Origin of the sequence: Stenotrophomonas sp. TWI700, assembly GCF_039673645.1 — a bacterium.
Lineage (GTDB): Bacteria > Pseudomonadota > Gammaproteobacteria > Xanthomonadales > Xanthomonadaceae > Stenotrophomonas > Stenotrophomonas maltophilia_AA.
Genome location: NZ_JBDJMB010000045.1, coordinates 1 through 15,724 on the forward strand (window position 1 = coordinate 1; position 15,724 = coordinate 15,724).

Annotated in this window: 16 protein-coding genes and 1 pseudogene; 9 read left to right on the forward strand and 8 right to left on the reverse strand. The window is 68.9% G+C overall.

Features of this window, described 5'->3' with window-relative positions; all coding sequences use genetic code 11:
• Window positions 1-106: 106 nt before the first annotated feature.
• The gene (locus tag ABE473_RS18115; RefSeq protein ID WP_179460833.1) at window positions 107-1,204 is read right to left on the reverse strand and encodes a branched-chain amino acid aminotransferase; all 1,098 of its coding nucleotides are present in this window, start codon (window positions 1,202-1,204) and stop codon (window positions 107-109) included.
• A gap of 57 nt (window positions 1,205-1,261) precedes the next feature.
• Window positions 1,262-1,813, reverse strand: coding sequence for a putative Fe-S cluster assembly protein SufT (gene sufT, locus ABE473_RS18120; RefSeq protein WP_179460832.1), 552 nt, complete (start codon window positions 1,811-1,813; stop codon window positions 1,262-1,264).
• A gap of 118 nt (window positions 1,814-1,931) precedes the next feature.
• Here sufT and ABE473_RS18125 point away from each other — a divergent pair, with 118 nt between their 5' ends.
• Window positions 1,932-2,351, forward strand: a complete 420-nt coding sequence (locus ABE473_RS18125; RefSeq protein ID WP_346490459.1) for a hypothetical protein — start codon at window positions 1,932-1,934, stop codon at window positions 2,349-2,351.
• A 97-nt stretch (window positions 2,352-2,448) separates the two neighbouring features.
• Here the strand turns inward: ABE473_RS18125 and ABE473_RS18130 are convergent, their stop codons facing one another.
• Window positions 2,449-3,903, reverse strand: a complete 1,455-nt coding sequence (locus ABE473_RS18130) for an NAD(P)(+) transhydrogenase (Re/Si-specific) subunit beta (protein ID WP_176990317.1) — start codon at window positions 3,901-3,903, stop codon at window positions 2,449-2,451.
• A complete protein-coding gene (locus ABE473_RS18135) occupies window positions 3,900-4,208 on the reverse strand; it encodes an NAD(P) transhydrogenase subunit alpha (protein WP_121044596.1) in 309 nt (102 codons plus the stop codon). The genes ABE473_RS18130 and ABE473_RS18135 overlap by 4 nt, the downstream gene beginning before the upstream one ends.
• A 130-nt stretch (window positions 4,209-4,338) precedes the next feature.
• Between ABE473_RS18135 and ABE473_RS18140 the strand changes: the two genes are divergently transcribed.
• Genes ABE473_RS18140 through ABE473_RS18150 form a run of 3 tightly spaced genes read left to right on the forward strand, consistent with a single transcriptional unit; the run spans window position 4,339 to window position 5,668 of the window.
• Entirely contained in the window at window positions 4,339-4,914 is a 576-nt protein-coding gene (locus tag ABE473_RS18140) for an RNA polymerase sigma factor (RefSeq protein ID WP_346490460.1), read from the forward strand.
• A 20-nt stretch (window positions 4,915-4,934) separates the two neighbouring features.
• Window positions 4,935-5,246, forward strand: a complete 312-nt coding sequence (locus tag ABE473_RS18145) for a hypothetical protein (RefSeq protein ID WP_346490468.1) — start codon at window positions 4,935-4,937, stop codon at window positions 5,244-5,246.
• Entirely contained in the window at window positions 5,246-5,668 is a 423-nt protein-coding gene (locus ABE473_RS18150) for a DUF3106 domain-containing protein (protein ID WP_346490461.1), read from the forward strand. The genes ABE473_RS18145 and ABE473_RS18150 overlap by 1 nt, the downstream gene beginning before the upstream one ends.
• Before the next feature lie 50 nt (window positions 5,669-5,718).
• Here the strand turns inward: ABE473_RS18150 and ABE473_RS18155 are convergent, their stop codons facing one another.
• Window positions 5,719-6,801 (reverse strand): NAD(P) transhydrogenase subunit alpha, encoded by a 1,083-nt coding sequence (locus ABE473_RS18155; protein WP_346490462.1) that lies wholly within the window; start codon window positions 6,799-6,801, stop codon window positions 5,719-5,721.
• A 71-nt stretch (window positions 6,802-6,872) separates the two neighbouring features.
• Window positions 6,873-9,191: a DUF1631 domain-containing protein gene (locus tag ABE473_RS18160; protein WP_346490463.1), complete on the reverse strand. Its 2,319-nt coding sequence runs from the start codon at window positions 9,189-9,191 to the stop codon at window positions 6,873-6,875.
• 330 nt (window positions 9,192-9,521) lie between these two features.
• Here ABE473_RS18160 and ABE473_RS18165 point away from each other — a divergent pair, with 330 nt between their 5' ends.
• Genes ABE473_RS18165 through ABE473_RS18180 form a run of 4 tightly spaced genes read left to right on the forward strand, consistent with a single transcriptional unit; the run spans window position 9,522 to window position 12,414 of the window.
• Window positions 9,522-10,097, forward strand: a complete 576-nt coding sequence (locus tag ABE473_RS18165) for a nitroreductase (RefSeq protein WP_346490464.1) — start codon at window positions 9,522-9,524, stop codon at window positions 10,095-10,097.
• 28 nt (window positions 10,098-10,125) lie between these two features.
• A complete protein-coding gene (locus ABE473_RS18170) occupies window positions 10,126-11,064 on the forward strand; it encodes a 5'-3' exonuclease H3TH domain-containing protein (protein WP_176990451.1) in 939 nt (312 codons plus the stop codon).
• Window positions 11,061-11,612: an NUDIX hydrolase gene (locus ABE473_RS18175; RefSeq protein WP_346478239.1), complete on the forward strand. Its 552-nt coding sequence runs from the start codon at window positions 11,061-11,063 to the stop codon at window positions 11,610-11,612. The genes ABE473_RS18170 and ABE473_RS18175 overlap by 4 nt, the downstream gene beginning before the upstream one ends.
• Entirely contained in the window at window positions 11,605-12,414 is an 810-nt protein-coding gene (locus ABE473_RS18180; protein ID WP_346490465.1) for an N-formylglutamate amidohydrolase, read from the forward strand. Before ABE473_RS18175 ends, ABE473_RS18180 begins: the two co-directional genes overlap by 8 nt.
• Window positions 12,415-12,461: 47 nt before the next feature.
• Here the strand turns inward: ABE473_RS18180 and ABE473_RS18185 are convergent, their stop codons facing one another.
• Both ABE473_RS18185 and ABE473_RS18190 read right to left on the reverse strand, forming a co-directional pair.
• Complete coding sequence (locus ABE473_RS18185) at window positions 12,462-13,127, reverse strand: hypothetical protein (protein ID WP_346490466.1); 666 nt, start codon at window positions 13,125-13,127, stop codon at window positions 12,462-12,464.
• A gap of 4 nt (window positions 13,128-13,131) precedes the next feature.
• Window positions 13,132-14,583: pseudogene (locus ABE473_RS18190) on the reverse strand (MFS transporter).
• Between the two features lie 110 nt (window positions 14,584-14,693).
• Between ABE473_RS18190 and ABE473_RS18195 the strand changes: the two are divergent.
• On the forward strand, window positions 14,694-15,581 hold the full coding sequence (locus tag ABE473_RS18195; protein ID WP_346490467.1) for a LysR family transcriptional regulator: 888 nt from the start codon (window positions 14,694-14,696) through the stop codon (window positions 15,579-15,581).
• Window positions 15,582-15,724 lie beyond the last annotated feature (143 nt).

A 15,724-nucleotide genomic window follows, 5' to 3' on the forward strand; every position in this document is an offset into this window, starting at 1 on the left:
ATCCTGCAGAGCCGGCCAGCGGCCGGCACTACCGATGTCGAACCGGCAACAAAAAACCCGCCTGTCGCCAGGCGGGTTTCGATGCTTCAGCTCAGACCCCGAGGACTCAGGCGTCCAGGCGGACCAGCCAGCCATGACGGTCCGGCAGGCGGCCGTACTGGATGTCGGTCAGTTCCTTGCGCAGCGACATCGTCACTTCGCCGGCCGGGGCGTTGATGTCGCCCACCGAAAAACCTTCGCCCTTGAGCTGGCCGATCGGGGTGACCACCGCAGCGGTGCCGCAGGCGAACGCTTCCACGATCTCGCCGGAGGTCACGCCGTCCTTCCACTCATCAAGGGTGACCTTGCGCTCTTCGACCTTCATGCCGCGGTCGCGCGCCAGCTGCAGGATGCTTTCGCGGGTGATGCCTTCCAGGATGCTGCCCGACAGCGACGGGGTCACCAGGGTGCCGTCCTTGTAGACCAGGAACACGTTCATGCCACCCAGTTCTTCCAGGTACTTGCCCTCGACCGGATCCAGGAACAGCACCTGCGAGCAGCCCTGCGCCTGCGCTTTCTGCTGCGGCAGCAGCGAGGCGGCGTAGTTGCCACCGCACTTGGCCGCGCCGGTGCCGCCCTTGCCCGCGCGCGCGTACTCGGTGGACAGCCAGATCGACACCGGGGCCACGCCCTTGGCGAAGTACGGGCCGGCCGGGCTGGCGATCACGTAGTAGCCGGCCTTGTGCGCGCCGCGCACGCCGAGGAAGGCTTCATCGCCGATCATGAACGGACGGAAATACAGGCTGGATTCGTCGGCCGACGGCACCCAGCTGGCGTCCACGGCGATCATCTGCTTGAGCGATTCGACGAAGATCTCAACCGGCAATTCCGGCAGCGCCAGGCGCTGCGCCGAACGCTGCAGGCGGCGGCCGTTGGCCTCCGGGCGGAAGGTCCAGATCGAACCGTCGGCGTGGCGGTAGGCCTTGATGCCTTCGAAGATCTCCTGGCCGTAATGCAGCACCGCGGCGGCCGGATCCAGCTGCAGCGGGCCGTACGGGCGCACCACCGCATCGTGCCAGCCGGTGTCCTTGTCCCAGCGCACCTCCACCATGTGATCGGTGAAGTGCAGACCAAAACCGGGGGCGGCCAGGATGCGCTCACGCTCCTCGCTGCTGCGCGGCTGGGCGGAACGGGTGGTGTTGAAGCTCACGGAAGACTGGGACACCGGATATTTCCTGTTCTGGTTACGGGGAACGCCGTGACGCCGGCTGGCGATGGGCGGTTACAGCATGCCGGTTTCGAGCCGGGCGGCCTCGGACATCATGTGGCGGCCCCACGGCGGGTCGAACACCAGCTCGACGTCGGCCTCGGCCACCGTCGGGATCATTTCCAGCTTGCTGCGCACGTCATCCACCAGGATCTCGCCCATGCCGCAACCGGGCGCGGTCAGGGTCATCTTGATCTCGACCTCGCGCCGGCCGTCGTCCAGGTGCTTGAGGTCCACTTCATAGACCAGACCCAGATCGACGATATTGAAGGGGATTTCCGGGTCGAAGCAGGTGCGCAGCTGCTGCCACACCAGTTTCTCGACCTCCTCGTCGGAGGCATCGGCAGGCAGTTCCAGCGCCGGGGGCGCCTCTTTGCCGATGGCATCGCCATCCTTGCCGGCGATGCGGAACAGATTGCCTTCGACAAAGACGGTATAGCTGCCACCCAGGGCCTGGGTGATATAGCCATAGCTGCCAGCGGGCAGCGTGACCGTTTCGCCCTGCGGGACCATGACGGCCTCGCAGTCGCGTTCGAAGTGGACAGGTTCACTGCTACGGGAATACATGTGGATCGATATGGGGGTCGCGGCCAATTCCCGCAAGGCGACCATTTTAGCCCAGTGGCCGCCCATGCGCCGGTCACCCCGCAAGCCGGTATCCTGTCCGGACTCACAGGAAGATTGCATGTCGCCCACGTCCGTGCCTGTCCGGAGCCGCCACTGGCTCTGGCCCCCGCTGTTTCTGCTTGGTGTCGTCACGGCCACGCTGGCCTGGTTGTTCATCGCCCTGCTCACCGGCCGCCAGGCCGGCTGGATGGCGGTTATTGCGGCATTGGAGATCGTCTTCATGCTGCGCCTGGGGACCCTGCGCGCGGGTGCTGCCCGGGTGGTGCTGACCCTGCTGGCCACCGTGCTGGTGGCGCTGGCCGCCAACTGGGGCATCGCCTCGGCCTACCTCGGCGGCGCGATGGGGCTCACCCCATGGGAATCAGCGTTGCGCATGGGGCCCTATCTGGCCTGGACCCTGAGCGGCCTGGCCAACGGCGCGGTCGAATGGCTGTGGCTGGGCGTGGCGCTGGTCGTGGGCTGGTGGGTGGCGAGGTAATCGCCCCACGACCAACGGTCGTGGGCTACCGATGACCGGGTGACCGCGCACGGACGCCGGCAGGTCACGACCGTTGGTCGTGACCATCGCATCCGCCTCAATGCCCGCCGTCGAGCGCCTTCAGTTCGCTGACCAGCGCGCTCGCCGCACCGGCACCATCGCCGTACAGCATCCGGGCGTTGTCGGCGTAGAACAGCGCATTCTCGATGCCGGCGAAGCCGGTGCCCTTGCCGCGCTTGATCACCACCACGTTGCGGGCGTTGACCACGTCCAGGATCGGCATCCCGTAGATCGGGCTGGCCGGATCCGTGCGCGCGACCGGATTGACCACGTCGTTGGCACCGATCACCAGCACCACGTCGGTGTTCGGGAACTCCGGGTTGATGTCGTCCATGTCGGCGATCAGGTCGTAGGGCACGCCCGCTTCGGCCAGCAGCACGTTCATGTGCCCCGGCATGCGCCCGGCAACCGGGTGGATCGCGAACTTCACCTTGATGCCGCGATCGATCAGGCGCTGCGCCAGCTCCCACACCTTGTGCTGCGCCTGGGCCACGGCCATGCCGTAGCCGGGCACGATCACCACGCGCTCGGCGAAGGCCAGCATCGCGGCGACATCGCTGGCCTCGATCGGCTTCTGTGCGCCACTGATTTCCTGCGCGACCCCGCCGCCGCCGAAGTTGGAGAACAGCACGCCGCTGATCGGGCGGTTCATCGCCTTGGCCATCAGGCGGGTCAGCAGGATGCCGGCCGCGCCGACCATCATGCCGGCGATGATCAGCGCCTCGTTGCCGAGTACGTAGCCCTCGAAGGCCACGGCCAGGCCGGTGAACGCGTTGTACAGCGAGATCACCACCGGCATGTCGGCGCCTCCGATCGGCAGCGTCATCAGCACGCCCAGCGCGAGCGCGACCACGAAGAAGCTGATGATCGCCACCGGACTCAGCGTCACCGCCGCCCAGATGCCCAGCACCACCATCGCCAGCGCGACCAGCAGGTTGAACGCCTGCTGCCCCGGGAAGGTCACGCGGCGGTCGAGGCGCCCGTCGAGCTTGGCCCAGGCGATGATCGAGCCGGACAGCGAGACCGCGCCGATCGCCGAGCCGATCACGGCCAGCGCCAGCACGGTGGCCGACGGTTGGCGCGCGGCGAGATCAGCCAGCGCCTGCTCGCTCCAATGGGTGGTATCGCGGTTGGCCAGGAACGAGAAGCGCAGCAGTTCGACCGCACCGATCGCCGCCGCGGAACCGCCGCCCATGCCGTTGTAGAGCGCCACCATCTGCGGCATGTCGGTGATCGCCACGCGCTTGGCCGACCACCACGCCACGCCGGTACCGATCGCCACCGCTGCCAGGATCAGCGGGATGTTGTGCAGTTCGGGCAGGAAGAACGTCGCCACCGTGGCGATCAGCATGCCCAGCCCGGCCCAGCGGATGCCGCTGCGCGCGGTCATCGGCGAGGCCATGCGCTGCAGGCCCAGCAGGAACAGGGTCGCGGCGACCAGATAGCTCACCTGGACCAGCCACTGCAGCAGTTGCGCGGTGGTCACGTTCAAGGCGTCTTCTCCCCGGCGTCGCGCTTGGCGCTGGGCTTGAACATGTCGAGCATGCGTTCGGTCACCACGTAGCCGCCGGCCGCGTTGCCCGCGCCGAGCACCACCGCGATGAAGCCGATGATCTTCTCCAGCGGGGTCTGCGCGTGCCCCAGCACCACCATCGCGCCGATCAGCACGATGCCGTGGATGAAGTTGGACCCGGACATCAAAGGGGTATGCAGGATCACCGGCACCCGTGAAATGATCACGTGGCCGGCAATGGCGGCCAGCATGAAGATGTACAACGCCACGAACCCGTCGCTCATTGCAGTCACTCTCCCAGGCGGTCATCCCGTCCCCTGCATCATAACCATGCGCTGAACCAATCGGGCAGGCCGGTCAACCGCAGCCGCCCTGGCGCGTTCTCACGGTATCCCCCTGCCGGAACGCTACCCTGTGCTGGTGAGCTCTCCCCTACCGTCGACGGATGCCGACCTGTCTGCCACGCCCGAGGTGGCGCTGCCGGTGTCGCTGGATGCGTTCCTGGCCGGGATCGGCCCGCGCGCGTTCCGCTTCGCCGAGGCCGGCCTGCGCCAGCGCGACGACGCGCTGGATGCGGTGCAGGACAGCATGTTGAAGATGCTCGGTTACCGCGACAAACCCGCCGCCGAGTGGGCGCCGCTGTTCTGGAGCATCCTGCGCCGCCGCGTGGTGGATCTGCAGCGCCGCCGTGGCTTCCGCCTGAAGTTCTGGCGCAGCAGCGACGATACCGGCGGCGAGCATGACATCGACTGGGCCGACCACGCGCCCGGCCCGGCCCAGGCCCATGAGCAGCGCGACCAGTACGCGCAGCTGGTGCAGGCGCTGCGGGAGCTGCCCGCCCGCCAGCGCGAGGCCTTCACTCTGCGCGTGCTGCAGGACCTGGACGGCGCCACCACGGCCAAGGCCATGGGCTGCAGCGAAGGCGCGGTCAAAACCCATCTTTCGCGCGCCCGCCAGGCGCTGCAGCAGTCTCTGGAGATCGCCCTGTGAACCGCCCCCTGCCCCCTTCGATGCATGACGATGCCGCCCTGCGGCAGCTGCATGCGCAGGCGCTGGATACGCTCTCGCCGGTTACGCTGGCGCGGCTGCGCAGCGCACGTCATGCCGCCTCACCGGCCAAGCGGCACGCCCCGTCCTGGTGGATGGCCACGGCCTGTTCGGCGGTGGTCGCGCTGGCGTTGGGCTACAGTTTCCTCCTCGGCGAATCGACCGCCCCGCCGGCAGCGGTCGTGGCGAGCGCGGCCGATGACGGCAGCGATGTCCTCGACGAAAATCCCGATCTGTATGTATGGCTGGGCAGTACCGACCTGGCAATGGAGTGATGATGAAACTGCGACTGCCCCTCGGGCTGGTGTTGCTGACCCTGAGTGCGGCCGGCTGGGCCCAGACCGCCCCGCTGCCGGACTGGGACACCCTCAGCCCGCAGCAGCGCGAGGCGTTGATCGCGCCCGTGCGTGACCGCTGGAACGACGCGCCGGCGCCGCAGCGCGAGCGCATGCTGCAGCACGGCCAGCGCTGGCTGAGCATGACCCCGGAACAGCGCGCGCAGGCGCACCGGGGCCGGCACCGTTTCGAGAACATGACGCCGGAGCAGCGCGAGCAGGCGCGCGCACTGTTCGGTCAGATGCGCAGCATGACCCCGGAACAGCGCCAGGACCTGCGCGACCGCTGGGCGCGGATGACCCCGGACGAACGCAAGGCCTGGCTCAAGGCGAACCCTGCCCCGCCGCCGCCCAAGCGCTGAGCAATTAACGGGGACGGAGGGGATTATTAACTACCTCCGTCCCCGTTTTTTCAGGCGGCGACCCAGCGGGTTTTCGCGAGCAGTTCGTCGTCCCAGTCGAAGCTGACGGCGCCCTCTTTCAGGAACAGGGCGACGAAGTTGTAGACGTTGCGGGCGTACATCTCGCTGGCATGCACCGCGCCCTGGCTGGCCAGGTTGAGCGGGCCATCGATGAGCACGCCGTCCAGGTCCACCACCTCGCCCGGTTGCGTGGCCTCGCAATTGCCGCCGGTTTCCGCAGCGAGATCGACGATCACGCTGCCCGGTTTCATGCCACGCGCCATCGCGGTGCTGACGATCTTCGGCGCCGGCCGCCCCGGCACGGCGGCGGTACAGATCACCACATCCACCGTACGCAGATGCTCGCCGAGGCGACGCTGCTGCTCGGCGCGTTCTTCATCGGTCAACGGGCGCGCATAGCCACCTTCGCCGACCGCGCTGACGCCCAGGTCGAGGAACTTACCGCCCAGCGATTCGATCTGCTCGCGGGTTTCCGGGCGCACATCGAAGCCTTCCACCTGCGCGCCCAAGCGACGCGCCGTGGCGATCGCCTGCAGGCCCGCCACGCCGGCGCCGACCACCAGCACCTTGGAGGGACGGATCGTGCCGGCGGCGGTGGTGAGCATCGGGAAGAAGCGCGGTGCGCGCTGGGCGGCGATCAACGTGGCTTTGTAACCGGCCATGCCGGCCTGCGAACTGAGCACGTCCATCGACTGCGCGCGCGTGGTGCGCGGCAAGCGCTCCAGCGGAAACGCCTGCAGGCCGCGCGACTGGATCAGGCCGGCCCGCTCGGCGTCGGCCTGCGGGTGCAGCATGCCGATCAGGCTGGCGCCGGATTTCAACCGCGCAAGGCGGTCGTTGGACGGTGGCTGCACGCACAGCACGATGTCGGCCTGGCCCAGGCGGGTGTCATCGGCGGGCTGCGCACCCACCTCCTGATACATCGCATCGGGGAAGCCGGCAGCCAACCCGGCGTTTGGCTCGAACGACACGCCCGCGCCGAGCGCGATCAGCTTGCGCGCCGTTTCCGGCGTCATCGCCACGCGCCGTTCCCCCGGCGCATGTTCCTTTACCACCAACACCTCGACAGCCATGCCTGTCCCCGACGATCAGCGGATTGTGGGCTGATCGTAACCTGATCGTCGGGCCAGCGTGGCCCGACGGCTCAATGCACGGTGGCGTTCCTGGTATCCAGCCGATCGATCACGCCCTGCATGGCGCTGTCGAACGCGCCATCGTCGATATGCGCCCGCAGGCGACCGAGACGCACCATCACCGCCAGTTCTTCCGGCGAGGCCACGCAGAAGCGCACCCCGCGCCGGTTGACGAACAGCAGGCGCTGGGAAATCGGGCTCACCCAGGACAGCTTGCCGGCCTGGACCTTGCCGTCCTTGTCGACGAAATCCAGCCAGGTGCCGATCTCCAGGCCGCGGAAGCGGTCGGCATCGGCATTGTCGAAATCGCTGACATCGACCTTGCTGCCCAGCTCGACCGCCGCCGATTCCTGCGTCGGCGGCGACGGCAGCGCCACCTGCGGCAGTTCGGGCAGCGCGCGTTCCAGCTCGGGGCGCGATTCGGCGATGCCCTGCAGGGTGTCGTGCAGCGCATCGATGGCACTGGTCGCCGCATCGGCATGCACGCCGACACTGGCAAACACCTTGCGCAGCGCCGGATGCCAGGCCTGCAGCCACGGCTTGCCGACGATGTGCCGGCGCGCCTCGGCCACTTCTTCCAGCATGCCATCGGCCAGGCTCAGTGCCTCACCGACCGAGGCCCCGTCTTCGCCTTCGCGCAGCACGGTCAGGGTCAGATGGTGCTGCCACGGCTGGCGCAGGAATTCACCGATCGCCTGCGGCAAGGTGGTATCGCCGATCCGGCGGTCCAGTTCGGTACTGGCGCGCTGGCGGGCCATTTCGAGCTTTTCCTGACCGCGCTGGGTTTCGGCGGCACGCCGCTCGGCGATCTCGATCCGGCGCCGGTGCTGGGTCAGGAAATCGCGGAATTCTTCTTCCAGGGTCAGGAAGATCGCCAGGTTCTCGTTGAACTCGGCGACCAGGCGCTCGATGATCTCCTCGACCTTGCCCATCAGCACGCGCTCGGCCTGGCTCTCGCCGGTATTGCCTTCGCAGGCCTCGGCCAGCGAGTTGAGCAGCTTGCGCGCCGGGTGGGTCTTCTGCACGAACATGCGGCGATCGAGCATGGCGACCTTGACGAAGGGCACCACCAGCCGGCCGATCAGCTCGCGCGAGCGGCCCTCCAGGTCGCGCTCGTCGAGCATCACGTCGAACAGCATGCCGACCAGGTCGATCGCGTCCTCGTCCTGCGGGTCCAGCCGCGCCTGCGCGGGATCGACCCCGAGCCGGGTCGCGCCGGACAGCACTTCACTCTTCAGCCGCTGCGCCAGCGATTCGCCGTCCTCGCCGATCGCCGCGCGCAGGGTCGCGCTCGGCGTGGCCTGCAGCAGCGAGAGCACCGACATCATCTCGCGCTGGCTCAACGGGCGTTGCTGGCCCACCGCGACGCTGGCCGCCGAGGTCGCGTCCTCGCGCACGTGGCGGGTCTGCTGCAGGAGTTCATGCAGGGCATCGAGCAGCATGCCCTGGTTGCCGCCAAGGCTCTCACCGCCCTCGCCATGCGCGGCCTGCGCGCCACCGCTACCTTGGAGGCGGCCACGGCTCTCGGCCCAGCGGTCGGCGAAACGACGGGCCCAGGCGGGTGCCTGCCCCTCGTCGCCCGCCGCGCCCAGCCCGGCCTCGGTCTCGAACCCATCGAAGGCCTCGCGGTCATCGCGCGGTGGCGGCGAGGGTGTGCGCGGCGCCGGCCGGCGCGCGGCCATCTGCGGCATCACGCCGGCCGCGGCCAGTTGTTCGTCCAGATAGTCGTACCGCTTGCCGATCGGCTGCTGGAGGTCACGCTCGCACAGTTTGATCAGCACCAGTCGCACTTCCGGGGCCAGTTCACAGTCGGCGAAGGCCTCGTGGATGGCCACGCCGAGGTGTTCGGGGCTGATCGGGTTGGTATCGGCCTGCAGTTCCAGGCCGCCGGCGATCACGCCCAGGCGGCGGTCCAGCCGCGACAGCACCGGCTTGAAATCGCGCAGCAGCACGGTGGCGAAGTTGCGCACCGCCAGCCGGGATTCCAGTACGTGTTCGGGCACCAGGCTCAGCCCGTCCTCGATCTGGCCGGCCAGGGTGGCCTCGGCCGACAGCGGCTCGCCCCGCTCCAGCGCATCCCAGGCCTGGGCCAGGTGGGCGCGGAAGCCGGACACGATGTCCTCCCGGCGGCGGCGCAGCTCGCGCATGCCATCCAGGAACAGCAACTGCGACGCGCCGGCGGTACCGGCACGGTCGAACAGCACATCATCGAAGCGCGCCAGCACCGTCGAGAACGACTCGACCAGCCCCGGCAGCACGGCCTCGCGGGCCATCTTCAACAACGCCGGGTCACGGCCCGGGTGCCCCCCTACATTGGGCGTGGCAATCATGCGAAAAGGCTCCCCACCCTCGCAGGCACTGAGTACAGCATGGAAACAACGATCGCCGGCGCACCCCATGCGCCCACGTTCGGATGGCAGGCCGGCCGACCGGTCAGAGACAATGAAACAGTCGACACTTTAAACCTCGTTACCGGTGGCCCGGCAGGCTTTGTATCGTAAGCGCAGCAGGCCCCGGAAGCGAGTACAGCCACGTGAAGGAAGTCCGCTGATTAGGTGATGTTCATCACGATTTGTCGCAAATTGCACCGAGATACCCCGGACCGTGTCACAAACGGTCGCGACTATAATCGGGGCACCGTGAAGCCAGATCGAGAGCCCATGTCCGTTCCCCCCGCGCTGCATGCCCTGGACGCCCGCCGTTCGGTCCCCGCCAAGCAACTCGGCGCGCCCGGCCCCGACCCGGCGACCCTGCTGCGGATGCTGGCCTCGGCCGTGCGCGTGCCCGACCACGGCAAGCTGGTGCCGTACCGCTTCCTGCGGATCACCGGCGATGCGCGTCACAGTCTGGGCGCGTTCCTGGCCGAGCGCGCCGTCCAGCGCGACCCCCAGGTGTCGCCGGCCCAGCTGGACAAGGACCGCCAGCGTTTCTCCCATGCCCCGCTGATCATCACCGTCATCGCCAGCCCGCGCCCGAACCCCAAGGTGCCCGAGGCCGAACAGCTGATGACCGCCGGCTGCGTCTGCTTCGCCCTGCTGCAGGCCGCGCAGGCGCTGGGCTTCGGCGCCCAGTGGCTGACCGCCTGGATGGCCTTCGACCCCGCCGTGCACGCCCACCTGGGCCTGGCCGAGGGCGAACAGATCGCCGGCTTCATCCACATCGGCACGCCGAAGACCGCGGTTCCCGAGCGTGAGCGCCCGGATCCCGCCGCGCTGCTGCAGGACTGGGAGGGCTGAGATGTCCGCCCTTGCTGCCGGCCCCGGCATGGCCCCACCGCCGCTGCGTGCGCCGTTGTACCTGGTCGATGCCAGCCTGTACGTGTTCCGCGCCTGGCATTCGATGCCGGATGAGTTCCAGGACCAGCAGGGCTGGCCGACCAATGCCGTGCACGGTTTCGCGCGCTTCCTGCTCGACCTGCTCGAGCGCGAGCGGCCGGCGAACATCGCCATCGCGTTCGATGAAGCGCTGGACAGCTGCTTCCGCCACCGCATCTACGCCGCCTACAAGGCCAACCGCGATCCCGCGCCGGATGCGCTGCGCCGCCAGTTCGCACACTGCAAGGCGCTGTGCACCGCGCTCGGCCTGGCGGTGCTGGCCCACCACGAATACGAAGCCGACGACCTGATCGGCAGCGCCCTGCACGCGCGCCGCGACGCCGGCATGCGCGGGGTGATCATCTCCGCCGACAAGGACCTCTCGCAGCTGCTGTTCGAGCATGACGAGCAGTGGGATTACGCGCGCAACCAGCGCTGGGGCATGGCCGGGGTCAAAGCCCGCCACGGCGTGCATGCGCACCAGATCGCCGACTACCTGGCGCTGTGCGGCGATGCGGTCGACAACATCCCCGGCGTGACCGGCGTGGGCGCCAAATCGGCTGCCGTTCTGTTGGCGCATTTCGGCAGCCTGGACGTGTTGTATGAGCGCCTGGACGAAGTGCCCTTCCTGCGCCTGCGCGGTGCGGCGCAGATGGCGGTGCGGCTGCGCGAACAGCGCGAGCATGCGCTGCTGTGGCGCCAGCTGACCACGATTGCGCTGGATGCCCCGCTGGAGGGCGCCGCCGTTGATTTCAGCCGTGGCGTGGCCGACGCGCAGATGCTGCAGGGCCTGTGCGATGCACTGCGGTTCGGGCCGTTGACCCGTCGCCGCCTGTTCACCGCCGCCGGCCTGTCCGATTCCTCTTCCGTTGCCAGCGAGTTCGCATGAGCCCTACTACGCAAGACCCGAAGGTTGTGTTTGAAGGCAAGTACCAGCGCATGGTTGTGCGCGGTACCTGGGAATACAGCGAGCGCACCCACGCCGGCGGCCTGGCCGCGATCATCATCGCGGTCACCCCGGCAGACACCGTGCTGTTCGTCGAACAGTTCCGCATCCCGCTGCAGGCCAGGACCATCGAGATGCCGGCCGGGCTGGTCGGCGACATCGATGCCGGCGAGTCGATCGAGGTTTCCGCCGTGCGCGAGCTGGAGGAAGAAACCGGCTGGACCGCCGAGCACGCCGAGGTGCTGATGATCGGCCCGACCTCCTCCGGTGCGAGCAGCGAGAAGATCGCCTTCGTGCGCGCCACCGGCCTGCGCAAGGTGGGTGAGGGCGGTGGCGATGCCAGCGAAGACATCACCGTGCACGAGATTCCGCGCGCCCGCGCCGCGGCGTGGCTGGTCGAGAAGATGGGCCAGGGCTACGAGCTGGATGCCAAGCTGTGGGCCGGCCTGTGGATGATCGAGCACCATCTGGACGGCACCCCGCGTGGCTGATTCGTTCGCCCATGCAGACACCGGTACGGCCCTGCTGGGGCCGGCCGACCCGGCGCCGTTCACCGTGCACCAGGCGCAGGGAAGCTCACCGTTCCTGCTGATCGCCGACCATGCCGGGCAGCAGGTGCCGGCGTCACTGGCCGGGCTCGGGCTGCCGCAGGCGGAGCTGGACCGCCACATCGGCTGGGACATCGGTATCGCCGGGGTCACCGTGGAACTGGCGCGCCTGCTGGATGCGTGGGCGATCACCCAGACGTACTCGCGGCTGGTGATCGACTGCAACCGGCCGTTGGCCTCGCCCACGCTGATGCCGGCGGTCAGCGACCTCACCGTGGTGCCCGGCAACCAGGGCCTGTCTGCGCTGCAGCGACAACAGCGCATTGCGGCGATCCATGCGCCCTACCATGCGCGCATCGATGCCGAGCTGGACACGCGCCAGGCGCAGGCCCGGCCGACGTTGCTGGTGATGATGCACAGCTTCACCCCTGTCATGAATGACGCCGAGCGGCCGTGGCATGCCGGCGTGCTGTACCACCGCGACACGCGGTTCGCACACCGCCTGCTGGATGCGCTGCGCAATGAAGGCGACCTGGTAGTGGGCGACAACCAGCCCTACGCGGTCAGCAGCACCAGCGACTATGCCGTGCCGGTGCATGGCGAAGGCCGCGGGCTGCTGCACGTGGAGCTGGAGATCCGCCAGGACCTGATTGCCGACGCCGCCGGCCAGCAGGCCTGGGCGCAGCGTCTGGCGCGCATCTTCACCGCCCTGCAGCCGCAGCTGGTCGCGTTGCCGCCTGCATGACACGCGTTCACCCCGGGTAGTGCCGGCCGCTGGCCGGCACCCGGACATCAGCCCAGCGCAGGCGCCTCCATCCACGGAAACGCGCGGTATCCCCGCATCTCCAGCGTGATGCCGACCGCCTGGAAGTCCGCCGCAATGGCAGCGGCACGCGGGCGCTCCAGGTCACGACCGAGTTCCACAGGCAGGTCACGGCACAACGCCAACGCCCGGCCCACCGGGACATCCAGCACCGCTGCAACGATGCGGGCAGCGTCCTTCACCTTCGATGCCGGGCACTGCACCAGCGCCACGTCGAACGCGGCGAAAATCCCGCGCCCCACGCCCAGCGCACGCGCGGCCTGTCGTGCCTCGGCCGTCGCCTCGCCCAGGGCCTCATCGATGCCCGCCACCTGCAGGAACGCGTCGTACTCGCTGTAGTACGCCAGCGCCTGCGCGTAGTCGTCCAGCGTGGACAACGGACGCTGGCGCTTCTGCACGTCCAGCACATCAGCGAAGGTGGCGGCCTCCAGGTACGTGCTCAGCGCATGCTGGCCGGCGAACGCTTCAACGCTGGGGTCGTCATGCTCAGCGTCATGGTCGGACAACCAGAACCGGGCATCACGTTCGTCGCCGTCGGTTGCGTAGACCCAGCCATACCGGTCCCACACGTCACGATCGTTGCTGCATCCCGCGATGGCCTCAAGTGCCTGGCCCAAGGCAAGAAGGTCGGTCATCGGCTTATCCTTCACCCGCGCACACCGGCGTCGGCGCCGGCGTCGCGGCATCTTCCTGCGGCCGCAGCCACAGCGCGACGCCCACGCCCAGCAGCGCGAACAGCGCCGCGCCGTACTGCGCGTTGATCATGCCCTGCAGGGCCGCGTCACTGCTGGCACCCGCGCTGCCACGACCGGCATTGGCCACCATTACCAGCAGCGCCAGGCCCAGCGCGCCACCGATCTGCTGTGCCGTGGCGGCCATGCCGGAGGCCACGCCCTGCTGCGCGGCCGGCACGCCCTGCCCGGCCACGATCCACATCGAGGTCCAGGTGATGCCCTGGCCCAGGCTGAGCACCACGATGCCCGGCAGCAGCGCCCAGTAGGTCGCGCCATGGGGCAGCGCGACGGCGACCGCGGCGATGCCGACCGCGCCGGCCAGCATGCCCACCGTCAGCACCTAGCGCGGCGAACGCCGGGCGAGCATGCGCTCGGCGATGCGGATGCCGAACGTGCACACCAGGGTCGGTGGCAGGAACGCCAGGCCCGCCTGCAGCGCGCTCCAGCCATAGCCATCCTGGTAGTACAGCGCCAGGAAGTAGTACTGCACGCCGTAGCTGCTCATGAACAGCATCGTCAGCAGCATCGCCGCACGCAGGCTGCGCAGGCGCAGCAGCGCGAACTGCATCAGCGGGTCGCGGCTGCGGCGTTCGATCTGCACGAAGGCCGCCAGCATCACGGCCGACACGACCAGGCAGATCAGCGTGCGTGGCGCCAGCCAGCCCCACTCCGGGCCCTGCACCAGCGTGGTCACCAGCAGGCTGCCGCCGACGGTCACCGTCATACAGCCGGCCAGATCGAACGAGCGGCCGGCCAGCGGCGCGGGGTCGCGCGGCAGCCACCAGCCACCGAGCAGCGCGCAGCCGCCGGCGAACGGCACGATCACCAGCAGCACCGAGGCCCAGCCGAAGCTCTGGGTCAGCACGCCACCGAGCAACGTGCCCAAGGCCAGGCCGCCGGCGCTGGCCATCGACCAGATCGCCAGCGCGCGATTGCGTGGCGCGCCTTCGGCGTAGAGCGTGTTGATCAGCGCCAGCGTGGCCGGCAACAGCAGCGCCGCGCCGATGCCCTGCACCGCGCGGGCGGCGATCAGCAGCCAGGCGCTGTTGCTGAAGCCGCCGACCAGCGAGGCCAGCGCGAACAGTGCCATGCCCAGCCGATAGACCCGGCGGCGCCCCAGCAGATCGGCCGCACGGCCGCCCAGCAGCAGGCACCCGCCGAACGCCACCGTGTAGCCGCTGACGATCCACTGCAGCTGCTGGGCATTGATGTGCAGCTGCGCGCCCATCTCGTGCAGGGCGACGAAGATGATCGTGGAATCCAGCGCGATGATCAGCTGGGCGGTGGCGAGCAGGGCCAGGGCCAGGCGGGGGAACGCCAGCGCCGGGGCGCCAGCGGGAGACAGGGGGGAGGTCATGCCGACTCGGTGGGACGTAAGAAAGGTGGGCAGTCTCATTGATGACGCTGCATAAATAAACCCGGATACTTCGATATCTGTCATGCATATCCGCATGAATCGGAGGAGCGATGGACCTCAACGCCGTGCGCATGCTGGTGCAGGTGGCCGAAGCACGCAGCTTCACGGTCGCCGCCGGCCAGCTGGGGATCAGCCAGTCCGGGCTGTCGCGGGCGATCGGGCGGCTGGAAAGCGCGCTCGGTGTGCGCCTGCTCCACCGCAATACGCGCAACGTCAGCCTGACCCCGGATGGCCGCCAGTTCGTCGAACATTGCGCGCCGCTGCTGAGCGGGCTGGAGGATGCCGAGCGGCGCCTGGGCGATCGGCCGTCCACGCCGTCGGGCGTGTTGAAGCTGACCGCGCCGTCAATGTTCGGGCGCAAGGTGCTGGTGCCCTTGGCCGGGCAGTTGATGGCCGCCCATCCCCAGCTGCAGTTCGAGCTGGTGCTCAATGACCGGCTGGTCGATCTGGTCGAGGAAGGTTTCGATGCGGCGCTGCGCACCGGGCCGATCAGCGATGTGCGCATGGTGGCGCGGCCCCTGCGGCCGTTGAACTGGGTCACGGTCGCCTCGCCGGCCTATATTGCGCGGCACGGAGAACCGGCCAGCGTCGACGCACTGCACGATCACGCCTGCCTGGCGGTCCGCAATCTGCGCAGCGGGCGGTTGGTGGACTGGCAGTTCCGCGAGGCCGACGGTCAGCTGCGCGAGTTCACCCCGCCGGCGCGGATGGTGTTCGACAGCGGCGACCCGCTGGTGGAAGGCGCGCTGGCCGGGATCGGCATCGTGCAGGTGATGGATTTTGCCGTGGCCGATGCGCTCGCCGACGGCCGGCTGCAGCGGGTGCTGCAAGCGTTCGAGGGGCGCAGCCGGGTGCTGTCGTTGGTGTACCCGCCCTCGCGCCAGGCCTCACCGAAGCTGCAGGTGTTGGCGGAGGCGTTGTTGGCGGGGAACTGGTAAACCGCGGATCACGACCAACGGTCGTGATCTACCGCGCGACGTCAGGGGGTGACCCGGTAGGTGGCGCCCCGGGGTGGGGCCCCCCCCCACCACCCCCCCAGCCCGGCCGAGCACCCCCCCCCCCGGCGCCAATCAAGGCGGCG

Excerpts from the sequence above, each read along its gene's own strand:
- sufT (WP_179460832.1), bottom strand. The coding sequence starts at position 1,813 with ATGTATTCCCGTAGCAGTGAACCTGTCCACTTCGAACGCGACTGCGAG.
- ABE473_RS18125 (WP_346490459.1), top strand. The coding sequence starts at position 1,932 with ATGTCGCCCACGTCCGTGCCTGTCCGGAGCCGCCACTGGCTCTGGCCC.
- ABE473_RS18135 (WP_121044596.1), bottom strand. The coding sequence starts at position 4,208 with ATGAGCGACGGGTTCGTGGCGTTGTACATCTTCATGCTGGCCGCCATT.
- ABE473_RS18145 (WP_346490468.1), top strand. The coding sequence starts at position 4,935 with ATGCATGACGATGCCGCCCTGCGGCAGCTGCATGCGCAGGCGCTGGAT.
- ABE473_RS18150 (WP_346490461.1), top strand. The coding sequence starts at position 5,246 with ATGATGAAACTGCGACTGCCCCTCGGGCTGGTGTTGCTGACCCTGAGT.
- ABE473_RS18155 (WP_346490462.1), bottom strand. The coding sequence starts at position 6,801 with ATGGCTGTCGAGGTGTTGGTGGTAAAGGAACATGCGCCGGGGGAACGG.
- ABE473_RS18160 (WP_346490463.1), bottom strand. The coding sequence starts at position 9,191 with ATGATTGCCACGCCCAATGTAGGGGGGCACCCGGGCCGTGACCCGGCG.
- ABE473_RS18165 (WP_346490464.1), top strand. The coding sequence starts at position 9,522 with ATGTCCGTTCCCCCCGCGCTGCATGCCCTGGACGCCCGCCGTTCGGTC.
- ABE473_RS18170 (WP_176990451.1), top strand. The coding sequence starts at position 10,126 with ATGGCCCCACCGCCGCTGCGTGCGCCGTTGTACCTGGTCGATGCCAGC.
- ABE473_RS18175 (WP_346478239.1), top strand. The coding sequence starts at position 11,061 with ATGAGCCCTACTACGCAAGACCCGAAGGTTGTGTTTGAAGGCAAGTAC.
- ABE473_RS18185 (WP_346490466.1), bottom strand. The coding sequence starts at position 13,127 with ATGACCGACCTTCTTGCCTTGGGCCAGGCACTTGAGGCCATCGCGGGA.
- ABE473_RS18195 (WP_346490467.1), top strand. The coding sequence starts at position 14,694 with ATGGACCTCAACGCCGTGCGCATGCTGGTGCAGGTGGCCGAAGCACGC.